Source organism: Paracoccus endophyticus (assembly GCF_003286075.1).
GTDB lineage: Bacteria > Pseudomonadota > Alphaproteobacteria > Rhodobacterales > Rhodobacteraceae > Paracoccus > Paracoccus endophyticus.
The window spans coordinates 1-740 of sequence record NZ_QLUV01000055.1; the positions used below are offsets into that span (position 1 = coordinate 1).

Genomic DNA, 740 nt, shown 5'->3' on the forward strand with positions numbered 1-740 from the left:
AAAGCAATCTACAGGCACATTTCGCAGCCTGATTTGCTTTTTAGCCGTAAAGGGCTATGAGCGGTAACGCTCTGTTCGAGATAATTAGTGCTTTGCAAGTAAAAAGACGGTTAGCGATAAGCGTATTTTTCGCCTGATTATTATGTATTAGATAAAACAATGCGGAGTTTATAAAACAATGCCTAAAATTAAAACAGTACGTGGTGCTGCTAAGCGTTTCAAGAAAACAGCTTCAGGCGGTTTCAAACGTAAACAATCTCACTTACGTCATATTTTGACTAAGAAAACCACTAAACGTAAACGTCACTTACGCCACAAATCAATGGTAGCGAAAGCAGACCAAGTATTAGTAGTAGCGTGCTTACCATACGCATAAGCGTTGAGTCAAGTTAAAACGTACTTTAGTGAATTTTAGTTAATTATATACATTAGGAGATTTAATAATGGCTCGTGTAAAACGTGGTGTTATTGCAAGAGCACGCCATAAGAAAGTTCTTAAGGCTGCTAAAGGTTATTATGGTGCGCGTTCACGTGTTTATCGCGTTGCGTTCCAAGCTGTAATTAAAGCTGGTCAATATGCTTACCGTGACCGTCGTCAACGTAAACGTCAATTCCGTCAATTATGGATTGCACGTATCAACGCTGCAGCACGTCAAAACGGTTTATCTTACAGCAAATTCATCAACGGCTTGAAAAAAGCTTCTGTTGAAATCGACCGTAAGATTTTAGCTGACAAGATC

At 39.2% G+C, this 740-nt stretch carries 2 protein-coding genes; both read left to right on the top strand.

Annotated features, from left to right (window positions below):
- Window positions 1–178: 178 nt before the first annotated feature.
- Window positions 179–376, top strand: coding sequence for a 50S ribosomal protein L35 (rpmI, locus tag DPQ23_RS15225; protein WP_005596065.1), 198 nt, complete (start codon window positions 179–181; stop codon window positions 374–376).
- Window positions 377–443: 67 nt separating this feature from the next.
- Window positions 444–740 (top strand): 50S ribosomal protein L20 (gene rplT, locus DPQ23_RS15230; RefSeq protein WP_112875595.1); only part of this gene is annotated, 297 nt, incomplete at its 3' end.